The organism is Paenibacillus sp. J53TS2 (assembly GCF_018403305.1).
GTDB classification, from domain to species: Bacteria; Bacillota; Bacilli; order Paenibacillales; family Paenibacillaceae; genus Fontibacillus; species Fontibacillus rhizolycopersici.
Window position 1 is genome coordinate 245,996 of the sequence record NZ_BOSK01000006.1, and the last position, 13,226, is coordinate 259,221.

Sequence of the window (13,226 nt, forward strand, 5' to 3'; positions counted from 1 at the left end):
AAGGATAAAAGCGCGAGAAGCGGGATGATGTTAAGTCCCTGCTGCTCGCGCTTTATCTTTTGATGAGATCGTCACCTTATTCGTGTTCGCGGAAAGAATGCCCTTTGACCCAAACCCGCTGCAAATCCAAATCCCGGTCAACCAGCAACAAGTCGGCTTGCTTGCCGGTTTCTACTGAACCGGTTAGGTGGTCGATGCGAATCAGCTTCGCTGGATTGCCGCTGGCGGCTTCCGACGCACGCTCCACCGATAATCCGACCTCACGTACGAGATGGCGGAAGCCTCGGATCATCGTCAGCGTACTGCCAGCCAACGTCCCCTCGCTGTCACGCAACGTGCAGACATTATCCTTGACGACAACCGGCAAATCGCCCAGCATGTAATCCCCGTTGCCAAGCCCCGCTGCCGACATCGCGTCGGTGATGAGGATCAGGTTGCTGCCGGTTTTTACGCTGGCCAGTAGCCGGATCGCCGCATGATGAACGTGGATGCCGTCGGCGATAATTTCCGCGCTGATTCCAGGCGTGCTAAGGATCGCGCCCGCAGTGCCCGGTTTACGATGATGCAGCGGGGTCATGGCGTTAAACATATGAACGGAGTGGTTTAAGCCCATTTCGTAAGCGGCGATGATTTCCTCGTAGGTGGCATCGGTATGGCCTGCCGCGGCGACGATTCCCTGCTTCCGCAAAAAGCGGATCAGCTCATGAGCCCCTTCTCGTTCGGGCGCGAACGTCACTTGCTTGATCAATCCCGGATATTGCCGGTCCCAGGCCTCAACCCATTCCCGGTTAGGCGGGACAATGTGCTCGGGATTTTGCGCTCCCGGCCATTTCGGACTAATGAACGGTCCTTCCAAGTGGACGCCAACCAACTGGGCATAAGGCATCCTTCCGGTGATATATTGATGGACTTCCGCCAGCACGTTGTCGATCATCGCTTTGGGGAGAGTCATTGTGGTAGCCAGCATCGAGGTGGTACCCTGGCTGCAATGGAGCTTAGTGATGGCATCGAGACCTTGCTTGCTGGGTTTCGAGAAATCCTCCAGCATTCCGCCATGCACATGCACATCGATAAAGCCGGGCAGCACGTAGCTGCCTCCCGCATCGATGGTCTCGGCCTCGGCAGGGTTCGGTAATCCGGCGGTCGTGCCGACGTAAGTAATTACGCCATCTTCAACCGCAACGGCGCCGTCTCGGAACGTTCCGCGCGGGGTAACGACTTCGGCATGAACGAGGTTGAAAGTTCGATCGTTTCCGCTCATTACAGATATCTCCCTGCGGCTTGGTCGACGACCACAACGACGTTGGAGTGGGTTTGCAGCAGCGACGCCGGACATTGGGTCGTGATCGGACCTTTCAACGCTTTAGCGATAACCTCCGCCTTGTCTTCGCCTTTGGCCATCAATAGGATTTGTTTGGCCTGAAGGATCGAGCCGATCCCCATCGTCAACGCATGCGTTGGCACCTCATCGATGGATGAGAAAAAGCGTGCGTTCGCGAGGCGCGTGCGTTCTTCCAGCTTCACGACATGCGGCGGCCCTGTAAGTTCTTCGCCCGGCTCATTGAAGCCGATATGCCCATTATGGCCGAGTCCTAGCAACTGCAAATCGATTTGGCCAACTTCGTCCAGCAGCTTCGTATAATCTTTGGCAGCTTGCTCGGGGTCCGCTGCAGCACCGGATGGCACATGCGTATTTTCGGACAAAATATCGATATGGTTAAACAGCTTCTCGTCCATGAAGCGACGATAGCTCTCCGGATGGCCCGCCGGCAATCCGATATATTCATCCAAATTATAGCTGCTGGCTTGTTTGAAGCTCACGCTGCCTTCCTTATAAAGCTCTATCAGCTTCTCGTACACCCCGACCGGCGTACTGCCCGTAGCAAGGCCTAGGATCGCCCGTGGGTTGGATTGCAAGAGACTGGCGATGATGCCTGCCCCGGTTTCATTGAACTGCTGTTCGCTGTTTGTTTTGATAATATTCAACATTAGTGTTGCCCTCCTTGGATTTTACGGTAAATTTGAACATTCTGGTACGAGGTTTCCAGCTTCGGAATGAAGTCTTGAAACTCGAGGCTGACCATGCCTGTAAACAAAATATCGATGACGTGCAGCTGTGCGATCCGGGAGGCCATATCCCCCCGGCGCATGCCTTCCTCCAGCGATGACGAGAATAAAGAGATATCCGCCAGCGAAGCGAGAGAGTTGTTGCTGTACTGCGTGAGTGACAGCGTGGTCGCGCCGCTATCCTTGGCGCATCGAAGCGCGTCGATGGTTTCCGGCGTTTCCCCCGAATAAGAGACCGCCAGCGCCACGTCTCCTTCGCTTAGCGAGGAAGCCGAGGTGATCTGCATATGGGAATCGGCGAAGGCCGTGCAGTTCTTGCCGATTCGAACCAGCTTCTGATAGAAGTCCTGAGCGACGATGGAGGAGGTTGCGACGCCGTACAGATCGATGCGTTTCGCGTGGCATAACGCCTCTACGGCGCGGGAAAGCTGATTCATATCCAGCAGCCGAGTGGTGTCGGTAATGGAGGCCACATGATTGGCTTCCATCGCTTCGACGATTTTTTGCAGGTCGTTGCCGGCGATGATGTCTTGGTAGTGGTTCTCCGCGGGCTTATGGGCCAGCTCGGAGGCCAGCTTCATTTTGAAATCGGGGAATCCTTTAAAGTGAAAGGTTTTGCAGAACCTGGTCACCGTTGAAGGGCTGATTCCACACGCGTTCGCCAGCTCCGTGATCCCCTGATGAACGACGGAGGCAGGCGCTTCCAAAATGTATTCGCCGAGCTTGCGCTCCTGAGCCGGCAACGTTTCCAGATGGCTGGATACGGCATGCAATATGGGTGTCATAGATTGGATCCTCCCTTATGGAAGTGCGGCAATGGAATTCGTTCAAAGCGAAAATTATTTTTATAAACTCTGTGTAAACTGTGAAAATTATTTTGATTTACGGTTTCATCATAAAGGAATTCTAGAGCTTTTTCAAGTAGGGTAACCCGTCAAATGACGACAGATTCCTTGTATTTTCGGGGGTTGCATAATAAACTAAAAAATAGGGTTATTTTCCGGAGAGAGGAATGGTTTGGTTGTCCTTTGATCTCGACAATTACATAGATCGGATCGACTCGGTGTGGTCCAATTCGTTTCGCAAAATGAAAACCGAATTAATGCATCACCATGAGCTTGGCCTGACCGGCCCTCAATTTCATATGCTGACGCTGATTGCTCGGAAGAAAACGTGTAATGTCAGCTATTTGGCGGACAAGCTTGAGGTTAAGCCCAGCGCGATCACGGTGATGATCGACCGGCTTGTCCAAAGCGGTTACGTGGAGCGGCGACACGACGAGCAGGACCGGAGGGCTGTGCTGCTGTCGGTCACTGAGCGCGGGGCTGAGGTGCTTGGGGAAGCTCGGAAGAAATCGCGGGAAGTGTTGAAAACGCATTTATCCGTGCTAAGCCAGCAGGAATTGGAAATGATGATCACGATTCTGGAGAAGCTCTCCAAGAGTTACAAGCCGTAAGGTTGGCGGGCGGGAAAGAACCACGGGGTATCCCCGTGGTTCTTTGTTTCATTCCGTTCCTTTATTGAGAAGCCGATGCCGATAGCGCACCCGAGGCTTGCCGGGTTATGATAGGAGTAGAAATGTAAGCGTTACTTCACCAACTGAAACGGGGGAAATCGATGGAGAAGTATATCTTGGCTTTGGATCAAGGCACGACAAGTTCGCGGGCAATCCTGTTCAACCGGCAGGGGGACATCGTCTACTCGGCGCAGCGGGAGTTTCCGCAGTATTTTCCCGAACCTGGCTGGGTAGAGCAAAATCCGAACGAAATCTGGGGATCTATCCTATCGGTCATCGCCTCCTGCCTATCGGAATCCGGCATCAAGCCGAGGCAAATCGCCGGTATTGGCATTACGAACCAGCGGGAGACCACGGTCGTTTGGGAGAAAGAGAGCGGCAACCCGATTTATCCGGCGATCGTCTGGCAATCCCGGCAAACGGCCTCCATCTGTGAGGAGCTGCGCGAAGCGGGACATGACGCCCTGTTCCGGGCAAAGACCGGCCTGCTACTGGATCCGTATTTTTCTGGCACCAAGGTCAAGTGGATCCTCGACCATGTTGAAGGCTCACGGGAACGGGCGGCAAACGGAGAATTGCTGTTCGGCACCATTGATACGTGGTTGATCTGGAAGCTGTCCGGCGGACGCCTGCATGTGACGGATTACTCCAACGCATCTCGGACGCTGATGTATAACATCCACGAGCTGACCTGGGATGACGAGTTGCTGGCGCTGCTCGATATACCAAAGGCGATGCTGCCTGAAGTCAAGTCCTCCTCCGAGGTGTACGGTACGACCATTCCCTATCATTTCTTCGGGGAAGAGGTACCGATCGCAGGAGCGGCGGGGGACCAGCAAGCCGCTTTGTTCGGGCAGGCTTGCTTCCAACCGGGAATGGTCAAGACGACCTACGGAACCGGCTGTTTCATGCTCATGAATACGGGGAGTACCCCAGTCGTATCCGAGCATGGGTTGATCACCTCGTTGGCTTGGGGATTAAACGGAAAAGTGGAATATGCGCTGGAGGGCAGCATTTTTGTGTCCGGTTCGGCGATCCAGTGGCTGCGCGATGGGCTGCGTCTATTCCGGGATGCGAAGGACAGTGAGGTATACGCCTCGCGCGTCGCCTCAACGGAAGGCGTCTATGTTGTTCCTGCATTCGTTGGCCTCGGAAGCCCTTACTGGGACAGCGATGTACGCGGGGCCGTATTTGGCCTGACGCGAGGAACAAAGAAGGAGCACTTCATTCGAGCGACGCTTGAGGCGTTGGCTTACCAGACGAAAGATGTCCTTAGCGCGATGGAGCAGGACTCCGGGTATGCCGTACGGTCCATGCAGGTGGACGGAGGGGCCGTCTCGAACGGATTCCTGATGCAGTTCCAGAGCGATATTCTCGGGGTGCCCGTAGAACGTCCAGCGATTGGCGAAACGACGGCGTTGGGGGCGGCCTTTTTGGCGGGGCTGGCGGTAGGCTACTGGAGTCATTTGGATGAAATTTCGCAGTGCAAACGGCTAGATCGCCGGTTTGAACCGGCCATGTCGCAGCCTACTCGGGAAGTCCTCTATCAAGGCTGGCTGAAAGCGGTTCATGCCGCGATGGCCTTTAAATAACAGACCGCCCAATTCTAAATGGTACCGCACCATTGCCCCTGTTCTTTCATAAGATGTGTTGACTGTATCCCTGAACCTTGTTAAAACCACAAAACCCGAGCAAGGAGGGGTGACGCATTTTGAAGAGCAGCGATCGTAACAGCAAATTTCTGTTAACTCATCGTGAACGGGAGGTCTTTGAACTTCTCGTGCAGGATAAAACGACGCGCGACATTGCCGGGCAACTATTCATCAGTGAGAAAACCGTCCGTAACCACATTTCTAACGTCATGCAAAAGTTGAATGTCAAAGGTCGCGCGCAGGCGGTTGTCGAGCTGATCAAGCTTGGGGAGCTGAAAATCTGACGGTAGACTACGCGTGCGTAGAAAGCCGCAAGCCTTCTTTTTCATCCCGTAAGGGGGAGAGAGGAGGTTTTTTTGTATTTTCAGGCGAATATCTACTTGTTATCCCGTTTTGATGAAAGAATCGGAATGAAGAACAGAGTAGTGGAAGAGCTGAATACGGAATACCATCGTCTTGGCTTATTGATTTTGAGAAAAAGGCATGAACGGCTTGCGTTAATTCGAATCCTCAGATTAATTCGTATCACCCAATGATGGCGAAAAAACGAAAACCTCCGAGCTCCCTTAGTAGGGTGTCGGAGGTTTTTGCTGTCCTATGCCTTACAGCGATTTCAAGTAATGAACGATCGTGAGCAACCCTTTGTCGAAGTTCTCCAAGTTGAAATGCTCGTTAGGCGCGTGCAGGTTCTCGTCTGGCAGCCCAAAGCCCATCATTACAGCCGGAGCCGAAAGGACGCGGGACAAGGTCTCGACGATCGGAATCGAACCGCCGTCCTTGGTGAACAACGCCCGCGTGCCGTAAACGGATTGGTAGGCATCGGCCGCTTTTTGCAGCATCGGATCTTCCGGATTGCACGTAAAGGCCCGGGCTTTCTCGGTTGCTCTGACCTTCAGCGTCGCCCCCGGCTGCAGGTGTTTGTTTAGATGACGCTCAATACGGTCGATCGTGGCCTGCGGGTCCTGGTCGTCGACGAGGCGGCAGGTGATTTTGGCGTGAGCTTCCTTCGGCAAGACCGTCTTGGTCCCTTCTCCTTGAAATCCGCCGTAGACCCCATTGAGTTCCAGCGTCGGCCGGGCACCCGTCCGTTCGACGAAAGAGTAACCGGCTTCGCCGTAAAGCTCGTTCAAGCCGAGGTCATGCTTCAGCTTCTCCTCATCAAATTGCTGTTTGACGAATTCCTCGCGCTCCAACGTGGACAATTCGTGAACGCCTTCGTAGAAACCCTCGACCGTTACCCGTCCCTGATCATCGTGTAGGGAGGCGAGCAACGCCACGAGTGCGTGCAGTGCGTTAGGCACACCGCCGCCAAACGTTCCGGAGTGGAGATCGGTGTTCGCGGTGAACACCGAGACCTCCATCGCACATAAGCCGCGGAGACCAATGCAGATGGCCGGTTTGCCCGGTGCCATCAGGGCCGTATCGGAGATCAGGATTACGTCGGCGGCCAGCTTCTCCTGATTGTTTTCCAGGAAGGAGGGCAGGTTTGGACTCGTGACTTCCTCTTCCCCTTCGATACAGAATTTGATGTTGACTGGAAGCTCGTTCTCCTGTTTTAAAATTGCTTCTATCGCCTTGATATGCATAAACACTTGGCCTTTGTCGTCTGTCGCCCCGCGAGCGTAAAGCTTGCCGTTCCGGATAGACGGCTCGAAAGGCGGCGTTTCCCACAGATTCAGCGGGTCCACCGGCTGGACGTCATAGTGTCCGTACACCAAAACGGTCGGTTTGCCCGGAGCATGCAAATGCTCTGCATAAACGACGGGGTGTCCGGCGGTTGGATGGACCTCCACCGCTTCCATGCCGGCCTGACGCAGTGCCTCGGCGATCCATTCAGCCGCCTTCAGCACATCGCCTTTGTGTTCGGACAAAGCGGAGATGCTGGGAATCCGAAGCAAGTCGCCAAGTTCCTTCAAATGTTGTTCGCGGTTCGTAGAAAAGTATGCTTGATAATCCATCGTCGATTCGTTCCTCCCGAACTAGTTTTACCCGTATATTCTACACCTTTTTTGCCGAGAACACGAATGACGGGGTTCACGCTGATCGTCTAGGTTTCTGGAGCTACCTTAAATTCATCTTAAAAACAGCCAAGCTTTTTTTAGGAATATTTAAGGTAAGGCCGGATAATTTCTGGTAAAGTCAAGAAAGTACGCTGAATAAAAAAGAATGCTTCAGAAGAAGGGAGTCGCAAAGACATATGGACGAAAAGGACAAAAAAGAGCTGGAGGTAACCGGGGGCGAAGCCGGAGCCGCTGAGGAGGAGACGCAGACACCGGGTGGACAAGCTGAACCGGCAGACGTCGCAGCGGACGAGCCGAAGGAAGCGGAATATGATCCGGCAGACGACGCAGATTTTATCGCCGAAGCCGACGAGGATTCGACGCCGGTGATGGTCTCCCAATACGGGGAGCCTGAGGCCGCAGCGGTCCAAACATCCAAATCCGGCAGCAAGGTATGGCCGATCGTGTCGCTGATCCTAGCCGTCTTGCTGATCGTTGTGTTGATAAAACCACCGTTTGCCTCAACCAAAGCGGAGGCCGTGGCTACGGTCAACGGGGTGGAAATTACGAAGGATCGACTTTATGACGAATTGGCTGCCAGCGGCGGGGAACAGGCCCTGACGAACCTCATTAACCAGGAGCTCGTGAACCAAGAGGCTGCCAAGAAGAATATTACGGTCACGGACGCCGACATCGACGCCGAAATCGAAAGCTACAAAACCCAGTTCGGCTCGGAGGATGCCTTGAATCAAGCTTTGGTGCAGTACGGCATGAGCTTGGATGACTTGCGCAAGCAGGTTGTGATGGAACTCAAGATGACTAAGCTGCTGGAACCGCAAATCAAGGTAACCGACGATCAAATCAAGGAAACGTTCGAAACCTACAAGGAGTCCTTCAATACGCCGGAGCAAGTTCGGGCCTCTGTTATTTTGGTAGCTACCGAGCAAGAAGCGAAGGATATCGTGAAGCAGTTGAATGAAGGCGCAGACTTCGCGGAGCTGGCCAAGAGCAAATCGCTTGACACGGCAACGAAAGAGCAAGGTGGCGACACCAATTTCTTTGCTCGCGGCGAGAAGGAAGAAGCGGTGGAAACGGCAGCCTTTAAGCTGGCGAAAGGGGAAGTCAGCGAGCCTGTGAAGACGACCGAAGGTTACCAAGTCATCAAAGTGACCGACAAGAAGGAAGCTAAGACGGCGACTCTAGAGGAGAAGAAGGAAGAGATTCGTAAAGGTCTCGTCTCCCAACAAGTATCCAGTTTGTCTGGTACGTGGCTGGAGGATGTGCGGGGCAAGGCGAAAATCACCAATACATTAACGGATGCAGCCGCTGCCGAGTAAGAAGGCGTCGGAGCACGCGTGGTACCGCCGGAGCACTATGCTTCGGCGGTTTTTTGTATTGCCGACACGATCCCCCAATGGCTTTGTGTTTCCAGGAGTCTGGCAGTACAATGAGGATAAAAGCATGGGTTCATGACGTATCCGATCGGGATGGATGGTTTGGAGGCAGGGGTAAATGACGGATTGGTATGAGCGAAGTTTCGGTGATGACTATCTGCTGGTGTACAAACACCGCGATGCGCAGGGGGCCAAACAGGAAGTGGAGAGGATGGTCGGCTGGCTGCGCCTGGCACCTGGAGCGAAGGTGCTGGATTTATGCTGCGGCATGGGACGCCATTCGTTAGCGTTGGCCGAAGCCGGATACAGGGTCACCGGCGCAGATCTGTCTGAGGTGCTGTTACGTGAGGCGAAACGCTTCGACACCCGGGGCCAGGTGACTTGGCACAAGGCCGACATGCGCCGGTTGCCACTGGAACACGGAGAGTTTGACGCGGTGGTGAACTTGTTTACTTCGTTCGGATACTTTAGGGAGGATGTAGAGCAGATCAAGGTGTTGCGAGAAGCAGCACGCGTGCTGAGGCCGGGCGGCCGTTTTCTCCTCGATTTCCTGAATCCTGCTTATACAACGACCCATCTTGTTCCGTATTCGGAACGGGAGGATGAGGGACAGCGGATCGTGGAACTTCGTCGGATTGAAGACGGGTATGTCATCAAGGATATCGTCATTACCTCCCCCGGCGGGGAACCGAGACATTACATAGAGCGGATTAAGCTATACGGGTTGGATGATTTTCGGCGTATGCTGAGGGAGGCTGGATTGCACTTGCAAAATGTTCATGGAAATTATGACGAAGAGATCTACGATCCGGAAACGTCACGGCGCATGATCCTAGTGGGGGTGCGCCAATGACGTTGCTGCCGGAAATTCAGCTTTGGGAGCGGGAGGTCGTCGCCCGCGTTCCCATCTCCATGGCTCCTCCCCTTCGACGGGTAAACAGTTACGTGCTGCGGGGGGAGGAGGGGATTACGATCATCGACCCGGGGCCGCGGACGGACGAAACGATAGGCGAATGGCGGGCCGCCTGGCAGGAGCTCGGAATCACGCTCCGCGACATCACCCAGATCGTTCTAACCCATCATCATCCCGACCATTACGGTTTGGCGGGATATTTGCAGGAGGTTACCGGGGCGGTTATCCATATGTCCCCGCGGGCTTATGAGGAGACGCGACTGATGTGGGGACAGGACAGCCGAATGCACGAGGCGCTACCCGAATTGTTCCGCCGGCACGGGATGCCGGAAATGTGGTGTGATCAGCTGCCAGGGCATTTGAACGGCTTTATTGCCCAAGTGACCCCGGCTCCTGAGGTGACGTTCCTCCGAGAAGGAGAACCGATCTGGATGGGTGGACGAGCCTGGCTGCCGATTGAAACGGCCGGACATGCCCCGGGGCATCTGTCGTTTTACGATGCCGGGCATAAGCTGATGTTCTGCGGGGATGCGGTGCTGCCGCAAATCTCCCCTAACGTCAGCTTCCTGCCCGGCAGCGATCCACAGCCGCTGCAGTCGTTCCTGGATTCACTCGTGAAACTGAGCGCATATGAGGTCGTGACCGCTTATCCGGGACACCGCAATCCGTTCGATTATTTCGCGGAGCGCGTTCGGCTGTTGCTTCAACATCATGAGGAACGGCTTCTGCGCATCGAAGGCTTGCTGCGGGAGCGGCCGCAGACGGCCTTCGATGTTTGTTCTACCTTGTTTGGCACAGAGCTCGGCATTCACCAAATGCGATTCGCGATGTCGGAGACGCTGGCGCATCTGGTGGAGCTGGTTCGGCAAGGGCGAGCTGAAGAGCAATCACTTGGAGATAGTGAAAACGAGGTCATCCGGTTTGCGCTGGTATAGTGAATCCCAAAGAAGGGCGGCATCGGATGCCGCCCTTCTTTATTCCCCGCGTGCGGATCACCGCTCTGAATCCAGTGACTCCTCGCCGCGTTCTTTTTCCCGCTCCGCTTGCTTGCGGTGGGCGATACGGCTACTGGCAGAGGCTGCGATCGCACCGACGATATCGTCCAGGAACGTGTTGCACGGTCCCAAAGACTTATCGTTAAGCTGTTCCAGGATGCCCGGCTTCAGCTTGTCGACATAGCCGTAGTTGGTAAAGCCGATGCTGCCGTATACGTTAACGATAGAGAAGGCTAAAATTTCGTCAACCCCGTACAAACCTTCATCATTGGCGATCATGTCCTGAAGCTCGGGGATCAACATCCCCTGCTCCGCCAAAATATCAAGCTGGATGCCGGTTAATACCGCATTTTGCACCTCGCGTTTGGTCAGCACTTGCTCCACGTTATGTATGCACTCTTCCATCGTCAGGTTCGGGTAGTATTTTTGCTGCAAAAACAGAACGAGTTCGGCGATTTGCTCCGTGGTAACGCCGCGCTTCTGCAACCACGCTTTGGTGGCGTCGGCGACCTTCTTACTGTTCAGGCTGTAAGGCGTTTTGGCTTTCGGTTGTTCCATCCCCATACACTCTACTCCTCGTGGTTGAATTGGATGACAAGATATGAAGCAGTTTGTCCAGATCCCGGAAAAATATAGTTATTTTTCGGGACAGGTCTCGTATATATAGTAATACAAACCTTAGCCAAATGAAAAACTCAGGGAGGCACGAGCAAAATGAAATGGAACCGCCGAATACGAAATACGGCTGCCGTCGGGGTAATCTCGCTTCCGTTGTTGCTGTCGGGTTGCGGGTTGTTTGGGGGGAGCTCCGCCCAAATTGATCCTCCGCCCACAGATATGGAAACCCAGATGCTGAAGGGACTTGACGCTGTTGAACAGACAAGCTTTAGCCAAGAGGAAGCACTCTCCACGGTTTATTTGGTGAACGAGCATGGCAAGCTGGCACCGGTTGCCTTGCACCTGCCCGAGGGCGAAGCTTCGCTGAAGTTAAATCGGATGTTGGAGATGCTCGTGAAGAACGGCAAGTATGCGGGCCTGCTACCGGCGGGATTTAGCGGGATCCTTCCGGCGGGCAGCGAGGTCAAGGCGGTCACCGTCAAAAAGGACGAGAAGCTGGCCGTCGTCGAATTCAACAAGGCGTTTGCCGGCTACGAAGCTGCGGACGAGCGCAAAATCCTTGAGGCATTGACTTGGACGTTAACCGGAACACCGGACGTGGAGAAGGTTCAGCTATGGGTTGAAGGAGAAAAGCTGAATGAGATGCCGGTGAACGGCACGCCGCTGGATCGTCCGCTCAGCCGCAACTTCGGCATCAACCTCGAATTGAAAGGGGAATCCGGCCTGTCTCAACTGAGCCCGGTGATCGTGTACTTCTCGGCGGCCACGCCGGATGGCGTCCAATATTTCGTCCCGGTGACCCGATTTGTTCCGGCTGATGGCGATTCCGTCAAATCGGCGCTGGGCGAGCTGCTAAAGGGGCCGCAACAGGGCGACGGCCTGGAGCGGGTTGTGACGGACAATACGAAGCTCGACAGCGTCGAGGTTTCGAAAGACGGCGTCGTTACCGTCGCGCTGACGGACGACATGTTCGAAGCCGGGGAGAAGCTGCCGGCGCAAATGCTGCAATCGCTGGTGCTCACGGTGACCGAAAACAAGGATGACAGCAAGGTACGCATTTGGCTAAACGGGCAAAAGGAAGTTGTTGGCCTGGACAACCAGACCTACAGCGAACCGGTGATGCGGCCGGAGACGATTAACGAAATTCCGCTGTAAACCGTGCTCATTAACGGCATGCTAAACCGCCGATAAAAGGGAACCCTGCGAGGTGCAGGGTTCTTTTTTTGGCCGAATGGAAAGGTGCTTTTATGACCACACTTTGGTAGAATAGGGAAAGCAAACAGACAGCAAGAAACCGTAGGAGGCAGTAATGATGAGAAGCAACGGACGCCAGGCGAATGATCGCCGGCCGATGAATTTAACCGTGAATATTAATAAATACGCGGAGGGTTCCGTTTACATTGAGGTAGGCGATACCAAAGTGATGTGTACCGCAACCGTCGAGGAGAAGGTCCCGATGTTTATGAAAGGCCAAGGCAAGGGTTGGGTAACGGCCGAGTATTCGATGCTGCCCCGTGCGACCCAAACGCGTAACCAACGGGAATCCGCCCGCGGCAAGCTGAGCGGCCGGACGATGGAAATCCAGCGTCTGATCGGACGCTCGCTGCGTTCGGTCGTTGATCTGCAGGCGCTGGGCGAACGCTCAGTCACGATCGACTGCGACGTGCTACAGGCGGACGGGGGAACGCGGACCACGTCGATTACCGGAGCCTTCGTGGCGATGGCGCTGGCGATGCACAAGATTGCTCAGAAGCATGCGCTGCCGAAGTTTCCGATCACCGATTTTCTGGCATCCGTCAGTGTGGGTATCGTCGGAGAAGATACTTTGCTGGACCTCAACTACGAAGAGGATTCCAAAGCCAAGGTGGATATGAACGTTGTCATGACCGGGCGAGGCCAATTCGTTGAGATACAAGGAACCGGTGAGGAGAATCCGTTCTCCCGTTCGGAATTGGATGGCTTGCTGGCGATAGCTGAGAAAGGGATCCGGGAGATGATCGAGCAGCAGCGTGAAGCGCTCGGACCCATTGCGCTGCAGATCAGCAGCAGGCAGTCCGGATCGGCGGTGTAA

The 13,226-nt window shown here is 54.6% G+C and carries 13 protein-coding genes; 8 read left to right on the forward strand and 5 right to left on the reverse strand.

The features are described 5' to 3' along the window. Positions 1-76 precede the first annotated feature (76 nt). Genes nagA through KJS42_RS15330 form a run of 3 tightly spaced genes read right to left on the reverse strand, consistent with a single transcriptional unit; the run spans position 77 to position 2,852 of the window. Entirely contained in the window at positions 77-1,261 is a 1,185-nt protein-coding gene (gene nagA / locus KJS42_RS15320) for an N-acetylglucosamine-6-phosphate deacetylase (RefSeq protein ID WP_213623345.1), read from the reverse strand. Further along, the gene (gene nagB / locus KJS42_RS15325; RefSeq protein ID WP_155606301.1) at positions 1,261-1,989 is read right to left on the reverse strand and encodes a glucosamine-6-phosphate deaminase; all 729 of its coding nucleotides are present in this window, start codon (positions 1,987-1,989) and stop codon (positions 1,261-1,263) included. The genes nagA and nagB overlap by 1 nt, the downstream gene beginning before the upstream one ends. After that, positions 1,989-2,852 carry a MurR/RpiR family transcriptional regulator gene (locus KJS42_RS15330; RefSeq protein WP_155606302.1) on the reverse strand — a complete coding sequence of 288 codons (864 nt, stop codon included), beginning with the start codon at positions 2,850-2,852 and terminating at the stop codon, positions 1,989-1,991. Before KJS42_RS15330 ends, nagB begins: the two co-directional genes overlap by 1 nt. Positions 2,853-3,079: 227 nt before the next feature. Between KJS42_RS15330 and KJS42_RS15335 the strand changes: the two genes are divergently transcribed. From KJS42_RS15335 to KJS42_RS15345, 3 genes are all read left to right on the forward strand, one after another. After that, positions 3,080-3,523: a MarR family winged helix-turn-helix transcriptional regulator gene (locus KJS42_RS15335; RefSeq protein WP_155606303.1), complete on the forward strand. Its 444-nt coding sequence runs from the start codon at positions 3,080-3,082 to the stop codon at positions 3,521-3,523. A gap of 161 nt (positions 3,524-3,684) precedes the next feature. Further along, entirely contained in the window at positions 3,685-5,175 is a 1,491-nt protein-coding gene (gene glpK, locus KJS42_RS15340) for a glycerol kinase GlpK (RefSeq protein WP_213623346.1), read from the forward strand. Between the two features lie 119 nt (positions 5,176-5,294). After that, a complete protein-coding gene (locus KJS42_RS15345; protein WP_009225122.1) occupies positions 5,295-5,519 on the forward strand; it encodes a helix-turn-helix domain-containing protein in 225 nt (74 codons plus the stop codon). A gap of 318 nt (positions 5,520-5,837) precedes the next feature. Here the strand turns inward: KJS42_RS15345 and KJS42_RS15350 are convergent, their stop codons facing one another. Continuing rightward, on the reverse strand, positions 5,838-7,193 hold the full coding sequence (locus KJS42_RS15350; protein ID WP_213623347.1) for a dipeptidase: 1,356 nt from the start codon (positions 7,191-7,193) through the stop codon (positions 5,838-5,840). Positions 7,194-7,432: 239 nt separating this feature from the next. Between KJS42_RS15350 and KJS42_RS15355 the strand changes: the two genes are divergently transcribed. From KJS42_RS15355 to KJS42_RS15365, 3 genes are all read left to right on the forward strand, one after another. Continuing rightward, positions 7,433-8,572: a peptidylprolyl isomerase gene (locus KJS42_RS15355; protein ID WP_155606306.1), complete on the forward strand. Its 1,140-nt coding sequence runs from the start codon at positions 7,433-7,435 to the stop codon at positions 8,570-8,572. A 175-nt stretch (positions 8,573-8,747) separates the two neighbouring features. Beyond that, on the forward strand, positions 8,748-9,482 hold the full coding sequence (locus KJS42_RS15360) for a class I SAM-dependent methyltransferase (protein ID WP_213623348.1): 735 nt from the start codon (positions 8,748-8,750) through the stop codon (positions 9,480-9,482). Beyond that, positions 9,479-10,477, forward strand: coding sequence for an MBL fold metallo-hydrolase (locus tag KJS42_RS15365; RefSeq protein ID WP_213623349.1), 999 nt, complete (start codon positions 9,479-9,481; stop codon positions 10,475-10,477). Before KJS42_RS15360 ends, KJS42_RS15365 begins: the two co-directional genes overlap by 4 nt. A 57-nt stretch (positions 10,478-10,534) precedes the next feature. Here the strand turns inward: KJS42_RS15365 and KJS42_RS15370 are convergent, their stop codons facing one another. Continuing rightward, positions 10,535-11,101 carry a phosphatidylglycerophosphatase A family protein gene (locus tag KJS42_RS15370; protein ID WP_193418127.1) on the reverse strand — a complete coding sequence of 189 codons (567 nt, stop codon included), beginning with the start codon at positions 11,099-11,101 and terminating at the stop codon, positions 10,535-10,537. A gap of 150 nt (positions 11,102-11,251) precedes the next feature. On the opposite strand from KJS42_RS15370, the gene KJS42_RS15375 reads away from it, so the two are divergent. Together KJS42_RS15375 and rph are read left to right on the forward strand one after the other, a co-directional pair. After that, positions 11,252-12,310 carry a GerMN domain-containing protein gene (locus KJS42_RS15375; RefSeq protein WP_155606309.1) on the forward strand — a complete coding sequence of 353 codons (1,059 nt, stop codon included), beginning with the start codon at positions 11,252-11,254 and terminating at the stop codon, positions 12,308-12,310. Between the two features lie 154 nt (positions 12,311-12,464). Continuing rightward, a complete protein-coding gene (gene rph, locus KJS42_RS15380) occupies positions 12,465-13,226 on the forward strand; it encodes a ribonuclease PH (RefSeq protein ID WP_155606310.1) in 762 nt (253 codons plus the stop codon).

What these genes read in the sequence shown, in the direction of transcription:
- nagA (WP_213623345.1), bottom strand. Translation starts at nt 1,261, where the DNA reads ATGAGCGGAAACGATCGAACTTTCAACCTCGTTCATGCCGAAGTCGTT.
- nagB (WP_155606301.1), bottom strand. Translation starts at nt 1,989, where the DNA reads ATGTTGAATATTATCAAAACAAACAGCGAACAGCAGTTCAATGAAACC.
- KJS42_RS15330 (WP_155606302.1), bottom strand. Translation starts at nt 2,852, where the DNA reads ATGACACCCATATTGCATGCCGTATCCAGCCATCTGGAAACGTTGCCG.
- KJS42_RS15335 (WP_155606303.1), top strand. Translation starts at nt 3,080, where the DNA reads ATGGTTTGGTTGTCCTTTGATCTCGACAATTACATAGATCGGATCGAC.
- glpK (WP_213623346.1), top strand. Translation starts at nt 3,685, where the DNA reads ATGGAGAAGTATATCTTGGCTTTGGATCAAGGCACGACAAGTTCGCGG.
- KJS42_RS15350 (WP_213623347.1), bottom strand. Translation starts at nt 7,193, where the DNA reads ATGGATTATCAAGCATACTTTTCTACGAACCGCGAACAACATTTGAAG.
- KJS42_RS15355 (WP_155606306.1), top strand. Translation starts at nt 7,433, where the DNA reads ATGGACGAAAAGGACAAAAAAGAGCTGGAGGTAACCGGGGGCGAAGCC.
- KJS42_RS15360 (WP_213623348.1), top strand. Translation starts at nt 8,748, where the DNA reads ATGACGGATTGGTATGAGCGAAGTTTCGGTGATGACTATCTGCTGGTG.
- KJS42_RS15365 (WP_213623349.1), top strand. Translation starts at nt 9,479, where the DNA reads ATGACGTTGCTGCCGGAAATTCAGCTTTGGGAGCGGGAGGTCGTCGCC.
- KJS42_RS15370 (WP_193418127.1), bottom strand. Translation starts at nt 11,101, where the DNA reads ATGGGGATGGAACAACCGAAAGCCAAAACGCCTTACAGCCTGAACAGT.
- KJS42_RS15375 (WP_155606309.1), top strand. Translation starts at nt 11,252, where the DNA reads ATGAAATGGAACCGCCGAATACGAAATACGGCTGCCGTCGGGGTAATC.
- rph (WP_155606310.1), top strand. Translation starts at nt 12,465, where the DNA reads ATGATGAGAAGCAACGGACGCCAGGCGAATGATCGCCGGCCGATGAAT.